This window comes from Bradyrhizobium sp. (assembly GCF_016462955.1).
Lineage (GTDB): Bacteria > Pseudomonadota > Alphaproteobacteria > Rhizobiales > Xanthobacteraceae > Bradyrhizobium.
On sequence record NZ_JAEMSD010000262.1, the window covers coordinates 1 to 9,410 of the forward strand.

Consider the following 9,410-nt stretch of genomic DNA (forward strand, 5'->3'; position numbering starts at 1 on the left):
AGCGAGATCCGGTCGCAGCGTTCGGCTTCGTTCATGAAATGGGTCGAGACGAAGATGGTGACGTTGTCCTTGCGGGAGAGCTCGGCCAGGATCTGCCAGAAGCGGTCGCGGGCGACCGGATCCACGCCTGAGGTCGGCTCGTCCAGGATGAGGATGTCGGGCCCGTGGATCATGGCGACCGCCAGCGACAATCGCTGCCGCAGCCCGAGCGGCAGAGCATCGGGCAGGGCGTCGACGGCGTCGGCCAGATCGAACCGAGCGATCAACTCGTCGATGCGCGCAGCGAAGGTGGCCGCCGGCAGCACGAACAGGCGCGCGTGCAGGTGGAGATTCTGCGCGACCGTGAGCTCCGAATAGAGCGAGAAGCCCTGCGACATGTAGCCGATGCGCCGCCGCACCGACATGTCGCCGGCGTCGATGGTCTTGCCGAACAGCCGCGCGCTGCCTTCGCTCACCGGCAGGAGACCGGTCAGCATCTTCATGGTCGTGGTCTTGCCGCAGCCGTTCGAGCCGAGGAAGCCGAAGATCTCGCCCTTCCCGATGCGGAAACTGACGTCGTCGACGGCAACGAAACCGTTGAACCGCCGGGTCAGGTGATCGGCCTCGATCGCGATCTCGTCGTGATCCGGTCCGCGCGGCGGGATGACGACGTCGCGATGGCTGCTGCGGTCTGCTTCCGGCAAAAGACGGATGAAGGCCTCGTCGAGCGTATCCGCGCCGGTCTGCCGCTTCAGCTCTGCGGGCGTTCCCGTCGCCAGCACGCGGCCGGCATTCATCGCGATCAGGAAGTCGAACCGGGCGGCTTCCTCCATGTAGGCCGTCGAGACGATCACGCTCATGCCGGGACGGCTGTCGCGGATCGCGTCGATCAATTCCCAGAACTGGCGCCGCGACAGCGGATCGACCCCGGTGGTCGGCTCGTCCAGGATCAGGAGCTCGGGATCGTGGATCAGCGCGCAGCACAGGCCGACCTTCTGCTTCATGCCGCCAGAGAGCTTTGTCGCCGGCCGGTCGGCGAAGGGCGCGAGGCCGGTGTCGCGCAGCAGCCCGCCGATCCGCCTGTGCCGCTCCGCCTTGCCGTGCCCGAACAGGCGGCCGAAGAAGTCGATGTTCTCGAACACCGACAATGTCGGATACAGGTTTTTGCCGAGGCCCTGCGGCATGTAGGCGATGTCGGGGCAGACGTTGCGGCGGTGTCGCGCGCTGGCCATATCGCCGCCGAGCACGTGGACGCGCCCTTGCTGGATCGCGCGCGCCCCGGCGATTAGGGCGAGCAGGCTCGATTTTCCGACGCCGTCGGGGCCGATGATCCCGACCATGCAGCCCGACGGCAGGTCGAGCGTGATCGACTCGAGCGCGCGGGTCTTGCCGTAGCTCAGGCCGACGCCTTCCAGATGCACCACGCGGTCCATGGCATCCGGAGCTTCGGCTGCGGCGCTGCTCATCGCGTCAGCTTGATCTTGAGGTTGTCGGGCCATTGTGCGGCCGGATCGAGCTGCACATAGGCCATGCCGGGAAGGCCGGTCTTCACCTGCTCGATGTGCTGGCGCAACAGATCGGGCGCGATCTGCGCCTTGATGCGGAACATCAGCTTCTGGCGTTCCTCCTCGGTCTCGACCGTCTTGGGCGTGAACTGCGCGACGTCGGCGACGAAGCTGGCCTTGGCGGGGATCACATATTGCGGGATGGCGTCGAGCACGAGGCGGACCTCGGCGCCGATCGCGACGCGGCCGGCCTCGGCCGTCGGCAGAAAGAACGTCATGTAGACGTCGCCGAGATCGACCATGTTGAGCACGCGGCCGCCGGCAGCGAGCACCTCGCCGGGCTGCGACACGCGATATTGCACGCGGCCGTCGCGCGGCGCCTTCAGCACGCTGTCGTCGAGGTCGGCGTTGATGCTTTCGATCGCGGCCTTCGCCGCGTCGACCGCAGCCCCGGCATCGATCACCATGGCGCGGGAGGAGCTGATTGCGGCTTCCGAGGCTGCGACCTGGGCATGGGAAGCGGCCAGCGCCGCCTTCGCCGTGGCGTTGGCGGAGCGGTCATCGTCCAGGACCTGCTGCGACACCGCACTCGTCTTGATCAATTGCTCGGACCGGTCCAGCTTGCGGCTCGTGGTGTCGAGCTGCGCGATGCGCTGGTCGACCACGGCTTCGGCGGTCCGGCGCTCGGCCTCGCGCTGGTTCACCAGGCTCTTCGCGGTCTCGACATTGATCCTTGCGCGCTGGAGCTGCGCTTCGGCCTGGCGACGCTGGGCCTGCAGTTGCTCGGTGTCCATGCGTGCCAGAACCTGGCCGGCGCGGACGAAGTCGCCTTCGCTAACCAGGATCTCGCGGATCCGGCCCGGCGTCTTGGTGGCGATGTCGATCTCGACGGCCTCGATGCGGCCATTGCCGCGGGCGAAACCCGGCGGAAGCGCGTCGGCATCACGGTGCTGCCAATAGTAATAGCCGCCGCCCGCGAGCAGCACGGCGAGCACGGCGACGACGCGACCCGGTGTAAAGTTCATCTGTGCACAACGCCGTGCGGTGGCGCCCACTGTTGAGATTTGCGCCCGGTCCGCCGATCGCGGCAGGGCGCACTCAACATTGCAGGAATTTCGCATCGCAACTTGATGCAGATCAGCCGCTGGCGCGAGGGAGCCTGCCTCTATTTTGGGCCTGCGCGTCCCATCATCACCCTTCCGCCCTGTTCGATCGAGCGGACGAGCGACATTCTCTGAACGGATAGGCGTCGGCTAACCCGCGCCCTCTCACTTCACCAGCGGGCAGCCGCCGTCCTTCAGCGGCCGGAACGCCTTGTCGCCGGGAACCTCGGCAAGAAGCTTGTAGTAATCCCACGGCCCCTTCGATTCGTCGGGCTTCTTGACCTGGAACAGGAACATGCTGTGCACCATGCGGCCGTCCTCGCGGAGCACGCCATTGTCGGTGAAGGCATCTTTCACCGGCAACTCGCGCATCTTCGCCATCACCGTCTTGGTGTCCCTGGTGCCGGCAGCCTGCACCGCCTTCAGGTAGTGCAGCGTCGCGCTGTAGGTCGCGGCCTGGTTCATGGTCGGCATGCGCTTGACGCGTTCCATGAAGCGCTTGCCGAAGGCGCGGGTCTTGTCGTTGAGGTCCCAGTAATAGGCCTCGGTGACGATCAGCCCTTGTGCCTGTTTGAGCCCGAGGCTGTGCACGTCGGAGATGAACATCACGATCGCAGCGAGATTCTGTCCCCCGGCGACGATGCCGAACTCGCCGGCCTGCTTGATCGCGTTGATGGTGTCGCCGCCGCCATTGGCGAGGCCGATGATCTTGGCCTTGGAGGCCTGGGCCTGGAGCAGGAACGAGGAGAAATCGGCCGTATTCAGCGGATGCTTGACGCTGCCCAGCACCTTGCCGCCGGAAGCCTTCACGACATCGCCGGTGTCGCGCTCGACCGAATGGCCGAACACGTAGTCGGCGGTGAGGAAGAACCAGGTGTCGCCGCCGTTCTTGACGATGGCGCTGCCGACCGTGTGTGCGTTGGCGTAGGTGTCATAGGTCCAGTGCGCGGTGTAGGGCGAGCAGGATTTTCCAGTGATGTCGGAGCTCGCCGCATCCGTCACGATCATGATCTTCTCATACTGCTTCGACAGCTCCATCACCGCGAGCGCGGTCGCGGAAGTCGGCAGGTCAATGATCATGTCGACGCCTTCGGTCTCCCACCATTTGCGGGCGATGGTGGAGGCGACGTCGGGCTTGTTGAGCACGTCGGCGCTGACTATCTCGATCGGCTTGCCGAACATCTGTCCGCCAAAGTCCTCGATCGCCATCTTGGTGGCCTCGACATTCCCCATGCCGCCGATGTCGGAATAGACGGACGAGAAGTCGGCGAGCACGCCGATCTTGAGCGGCGCCTGCTGCGAGAAGGACGGGCTGATCGGGAGTGTTGCGAGTGCGGCCGCGAACGTGGCTCGCACAATAGTCCGGCGCATGGCATTTCCTCTGTTTATAGTTGGTACGCCCGCGCAGTTTGCCGTGGTGTAACGTCATTTCTTGCGTGACGACGCCGCGCCCACAGGCCGAATTGACGCGGCCGATGGCGCCGATTACGTTTTGCGCAAATATCGGAAACGCGAAGGCGCGGCCACGGCCTTGCGGGTATCCGAGTAGATTGCCAATTCAGGGGACGGAAATGACCGGAGACACCGCAGCCACCATCGCGAAAGCGCGCGAGCATTCCATCGGCGACCTCCTGCGCCGGTCTGCTGGCCGCGAGCCGAACAAGCTCGCGGTGAGCTGCGGCGGCACGAGCTGGACCTTCGCGGAGATAGACGTGATCTGCAACCGGCTCGGCCGCGGCCTGCTCGGTCTCGGCGTCCGGAAGGGCGATCGCGTTGCGGTGCTCTCGCGCAACTCGCACGCTTTCGCAGCGCTACGTTTCGCCCTGGCGCGGATCGGCGCCGTGCTGGTGCCGATCAACTTCATGCTCAATCCGGACGAGATCAATTTCATCCTGAAGAGCTCCGGCGCCAGGCTGCTTGCGACCGGCCCCGATTTCGTCGAGGCCGCGCGCGCGGCCAGCGCGAAGGATTGCGCGGTCGAGAAGATGATCTGGCTGCCGGGCGAGGATGCGGCCACGGCGCCCGCGGGCCTCGTCACCTTCGACCATCTCCTCGACGCCGACGGCTCGTTCCTGGATGCGTCGGTCGATGGCCGCGATCTCGCGCAGATCGTCTATACCAGCGGCACGGAGTCCCTGCCTAAGGGCGCGATGCTGACCCATGAAGCCGTGATGTGGCAGTATGTCAGCTGCATCATCGACGGCGGCATGAGCGCGGAGGACAAATTCCTGCACGCGCTCCCGCTCTACCATTGCGCCCAGCTCGACGTGTTCCTGGGCCCGCAGATCTATCTCGGTGCCTCCGGCGTCATCACGGGCAAGCCGACCGCCGACAACATCCTGGCCCTGATCCAGGCGCACAAGATCACCTCGTTCTTTGCGCCGCCGACGATCTGGATCGCGATGCTGCGCTCGCCGAACTTCGACAAGACCGATCTGTCGAGCTTGCAGAAGGGCTATTACGGCGCCTCGATCATGCCGGTGGAGGTGCTGCTCGAGCTCCAGCGCCGCCTGCCCAATGTCAAGTTCTGGAACTTCTACGGCCAGACCGAGATCGCGCCGCTCGCCACCGTGCTGCGGCCGGAAGACCAGCTGCGCAAGGCCGGCTCGGCCGGCAAGCCCGTGCTCAATGTCGAGACGCGCGTCGTCAATACCGCGATGGAGGACGTCAAGGTCGGGGAAGTCGGCGAGATCGTGCATCGCTCGCCGCACCTGCTTTCGGGCTATTACAACGACCCGGTCAAGACCGCGGCGGCCTTCTCCGGCGGCTGGTTTCACTCCGGCGATCTCGCCACGGTCGATGACGAGGGCCACATCACCGTGGTCGACCGCGTCAAGGACATGATCAAGACCGGCGGCGAGAATGTCGCGAGCCGCGAGGTCGAGGAGATGGTCTACCGCATTCCGCAGGTATCCGAAGTGGCCGTGGTCGGCCTGCCCGATCCGCGCTGGATCGAGGCGGTCACCGCCATCGTCGTGGTCAAGAGCGGCGAGAAGCTCGACGAGGACACCGTCATCAAGCATTGCGCCGGCCAGATGGCGCATTTCAAGGTGCCCAAGCGCGTCGTTTTCGTCGATGCGCTGCCGAAGAATCCGAGCGGCAAGCTGCTCAAGCGCGAGCTGCGTCAGCGCTTCGTCGGCGGTGAGACCCTCGACAAGGCGGTGCAGAAGAGCTTCGGTACCTGAGAGGGAGTGCCTGACATGAAAGCCTGGCAGGTCGCACGCGACTGGTCGATCGATGGGATGGAGCTGGCCGAACTGCCGGAGCCTATGCCCGGACCGGGCCAGGTCGCGGTGCGGATGAAGGCGGCATCGCTCAACTTCCGCGACCTGCTGACGGTGCAGGGCAAGGGCGGCGTCACCAGATTGCCGCTGATCCCGTTCTCGGACGGAGCGGGCGAGGTGGCCGCGATCGGTGAGGGCGTCAGGCGCGTTGCGGTGGGCGATCGCGTCTGCCCGATGTTCTTCCAGTCCTGGATCGACGGACGAGTTTCCGCGGCCGGCCGCCGTTACGCCCTCGGTGGCACGAGGCCTGGCGTCCTGCAGGAGGTGATGGTGCTCGATGCCGAAGGCGTGAGCCGCGTTCCATCGCATCTGTCGTTCCCGGAGGCTGCGACGCTGCCCTGCGCCGGGCTGACCGCCTGGCGCGCGCTGTTTGAAGAAGCCAACGTGAAGCCCGGCGATACAGTGCTGGTGCAGGGCACCGGCGGCGTCTCGATCTTCGCGCTGCAGTTCGCGAAGCTGGCCGGCGCAAGCGTGATCGTGACCTCGTCGAGCGACGACAAGCTCGAGCGCGCACGGGCGCTCGGCGCCGACCACACCATCAACTATCGCTCGGTCCCGGAATGGGGTAAGGCTGCGGCAGCGTGGACCGGCGGCGGCGTCGACCATATTGTCGAGGTCGGAGGCAAGGACACGTTCTCGCAATCGCTGGAAGCAGCTCGCGTCGGCGGCACCATCCTGGTGATCGGCATACTCACGGGCGTCTCGCAGCAGATAGCGATCTCGAGCCTGTTCGCCAAGAACCTGCACGTCATCGGCCTCTCCGTAGGCAGCCGGCGCATGTTCGAGGGCATGACAGCCGCGATCGAGCGCAATGGCATGAGGCCGGTGATCGACCGCGTGTTCGGTTTCGAAGCCGTGCCGGACGCGCTGCGACTCATGCAGGAGAGTGGTCACTTCGGCAAGATCGTGGTCGAGTTCGGCTAGCGGGCATCGCTAGCGAGCTTCCTGACATCGTCCGGCGTCTGCCCAAAGCGGCGGCGAAACGCGCGATGGAAGTAGGAGACGTCGTGAAATCCCGCCAGATGCGCGATCTCGATGATCTTGCGTAGGCGCATGGCGGGATTCCGCAGCAGCCGTTCGGCCCGCAGCAATCGCTGCTCCAGCACGAAGCCGCTATAGGTGATGCCGGCCTGCTCGAACAACAGCTGGATCGTCCGCGGGCTGACCCGGTGCGCGGCCGACAGGACGCTGAGGGACAGCGCGGGGCTTTCCAGCTGTGCCAGGATATCTGCCTTGAGGGTTTCAAGACGCGCCGCAGCAAGGCCGCGTGTCCGAGCTTGCTCGGCGGCATCGCCGCGGCCTCCGATCATCAGCACGGCGAGGTCAAACAAATGCTGCGAGACGGCATCGAGCTCCGCGGGGGCGAGCTTGTCGGCATAGGCATGGGCGAGGTCGTAGTATCGCACGAACATGGACGTGATCGGATTGGCGCCGGGGATCGACTGCGCGATCAGGTCCTCTGCATTCGGGCATGCGCGCAGCAGCGCCTTGCGCGGCAGCAGCGCGGTCTGGAAATTGCCGTGCTTGATCTGGGTGATGCAGGCGCCCTTGATCGACGGGTCCCCGATGGTGACGTCGCCGGCGGCGATCTCCAGCGGACGTTTCCCCATCGCTCCGCTCAACGCCGAATTGGGCGACGTCGTCATGATCAGTTCGTCGTTGGTGCCCAACGACACGAAGGACATCGGTGTGCCGAACGAGGCCGACAGCCTGACACGGGGAAGAATCGCCGGCGCAATGGTCCGGTGGACGTGTCCTTCTCCGACCGGCACGAAGTCGACGTTCGCCACCTGGCGGCAGAACTGCTCGCGCCATCGTTCGTAGGCGTGGCCGTTCGGATCGCCGTCGAAGGAGAGCTGGGGCTGGATCATCAATCGGAAGGGCAGGTTTGTTAGCGAACCGCGGCAGGTTGTATCGTCGGGCCGGTGCGCCGCAACGGCAAAAACGCAGGATTGCGTGATAAGCCACTCGCGATGACGTGCTGAGACCGCGACCAGCTGCCGCAGTTGCGCGATGCCCCAGGGATCGCACTCGCAATCCTTTGGAAGCTCAATATTTCCACCAGCATGCCTGCGACGTTGCCGATCGTCATCGCGGTGCCGATCAGCCCGGTTGCCCAGCCGCGTTCCTGGAGAAAGACCCCGACGAATGGCCCGATGCCCGACTGCATGTCGGCCATGAAGAAGTTGAGCGCGAACAGGGGCCAAATACGGGACGTTGGAGGGCGCGACGTCATCGGGAGCTGAACTTGGGACGCTGAGTTTCTTGCTGACGATCTAACCGGGGCGCGCATGAGCGGTATCGGCGGGGCTATGGTGCCCCGGCGGACCAGAACCTAACCTGCGCTGAACGCGTTGGTTTTGGTCGCGCTCTTGCCGTCGGAGGACGACGAGGTCATGTCTTGCGGCGAGCTGTCATCGTGGATCACGGCAATGCCCCTCTGGACCTGCGAAACCTGCGGCGCACAATTTCCGTCACGCGGCGCACCGCCCGACTCCTGTCCGATTTGCGAGGACGAGCGCCAGTTCGTCGGCTGGAGCGGTCAGACCTTCCTCACGCGCGAGGAGCTCGCGCGCAAGCACCGGCTGGTGGCGCAGGACGATCTCGGCCTCACCGGGATCGGGATGGAGCCGAGCTTTGCCATCGGCCAACGTGCGCTGCTGGTCCCTCAGGAAGACGGGTGCGTGATGTGGGATTGCATTCCGCTCGCGACCGACGAAGCCGTCCGGTACGTTGCGGCACTCGGCGGGCTGAAGGCCATCGCGATCTCGCATCCACATTACTACGGCGCGCTCGCCGACTGGAGCGACGCGTTCGGCGGCGTGCCGGTCTATTTGCACGCCGACGATCGCGCCTTCGTCACACGGTCTCATCCCGCCATCGTGCACTGGACCGGCGATGCCCATCGCATCTCCGACGACGTGCAGCTGTTGCGGACCGGCGGCCACTTCGCGGGCGCCACCGTGCTGCACTGTGCGCGTGGTGCGGACGGCAAGGGCGCGCTGCTCACCGGGGATATCGCGCAGGTGACGATGGACCGGCGCTTCGTCAGCTTCATGTATTCCTACCCGAACTACATTCCGCTCAACGCCGCCGCGGTGCGACGGATCGCGGCCGCGGTCGAGCCGCTCGCCTTCGAACGGATCTACGGCGCTTGGTGGGGCCGCAACATCGCCAGCGGCGCGAAGGCGGCGTTTGCTGCATCTGTCGCGCGATATCTGGCGGCCATCGCCTGAGCTGGTGTCCCGATCGGATTTATCTTGCTGGCTTTTAATTACTGTACTATAAGTACATTATAAGGCCTGCCGCCAACGGACCACCTGCGGGGCCGGCATGATCGATGCATCGCGGAGGCCGTGAGGTCTTGCGGCCTCCGCGAGCGGGAGCTGGTTGCATGACAGGGCAGCGCGACTACGACATCTTCGAGGCCGGCGACGTCACTCTCCAGTCCGGGACCGTCTTTCCTTCCCTGAAGCTCGCCTACAAGACCTACGGCACGCTGAACCCGGCCAGGGATAACGTCATCCTCTATCCGACCT

At 65.3% G+C, this 9,410-nt stretch carries 7 protein-coding genes and 1 pseudogene; 3 read left to right on the forward strand and 5 right to left on the reverse strand.

Going from position 1 to position 9,410, the window contains the following annotated elements; genetic code table 11:
• The 3 genes from JHD07_RS23680 to JHD07_RS23690 all read right to left on the reverse strand — a co-directional run.
• Window positions 1–1,445 (reverse strand): ATP-binding cassette domain-containing protein (locus JHD07_RS23680; protein ID WP_291626445.1); only part of this gene is annotated, 1,445 nt, incomplete at its 3' end.
• Window positions 1,442–2,509, reverse strand: coding sequence for an HlyD family efflux transporter periplasmic adaptor subunit (locus JHD07_RS23685; protein ID WP_291626447.1), 1,068 nt, complete (start codon window positions 2,507–2,509; stop codon window positions 1,442–1,444). The genes JHD07_RS23680 and JHD07_RS23685, both read right to left, overlap by 4 nt.
• Window positions 2,510–2,752: 243 nt before the next feature.
• Window positions 2,753–3,958, reverse strand: coding sequence for an ABC transporter substrate-binding protein (locus JHD07_RS23690; protein ID WP_291626450.1), 1,206 nt, complete (start codon window positions 3,956–3,958; stop codon window positions 2,753–2,755).
• A gap of 200 nt (window positions 3,959–4,158) precedes the next feature.
• Between JHD07_RS23690 and JHD07_RS23695 the strand changes: the two genes are divergently transcribed.
• Both JHD07_RS23695 and JHD07_RS23700 read left to right on the forward strand, forming a co-directional pair.
• Entirely contained in the window at window positions 4,159–5,772 is a 1,614-nt protein-coding gene (locus tag JHD07_RS23695) for an acyl-CoA synthetase (protein WP_291626453.1), read from the forward strand.
• A gap of 15 nt (window positions 5,773–5,787) precedes the next feature.
• Window positions 5,788–6,795 (forward strand): NAD(P)-dependent alcohol dehydrogenase, encoded by a 1,008-nt coding sequence (locus JHD07_RS23700; protein ID WP_291626454.1) that lies wholly within the window; start codon window positions 5,788–5,790, stop codon window positions 6,793–6,795.
• Here JHD07_RS23700 and JHD07_RS23705 read toward each other — a convergent pair.
• Together JHD07_RS23705 and JHD07_RS39860 are read right to left on the reverse strand one after the other, a co-directional pair.
• Complete coding sequence (locus JHD07_RS23705) at window positions 6,792–7,742, reverse strand: AraC family transcriptional regulator (protein ID WP_291626456.1); 951 nt, start codon at window positions 7,740–7,742, stop codon at window positions 6,792–6,794. The genes JHD07_RS23700 and JHD07_RS23705 overlap by 4 nt on opposite strands.
• 188 nt (window positions 7,743–7,930) lie before the next feature.
• Window positions 7,931–8,107, reverse strand: a pseudogene (locus JHD07_RS39860) (MFS transporter); the annotation flags it as partial.
• 196 nt (window positions 8,108–8,303) lie between these two features.
• On the opposite strand from JHD07_RS39860, the gene JHD07_RS23715 reads away from it, so the two are divergent.
• Complete coding sequence (locus JHD07_RS23715) at window positions 8,304–9,107, forward strand: MBL fold metallo-hydrolase (RefSeq protein ID WP_291626460.1); 804 nt, start codon at window positions 8,304–8,306, stop codon at window positions 9,105–9,107.
• Window positions 9,108–9,410 lie beyond the last annotated feature (303 nt).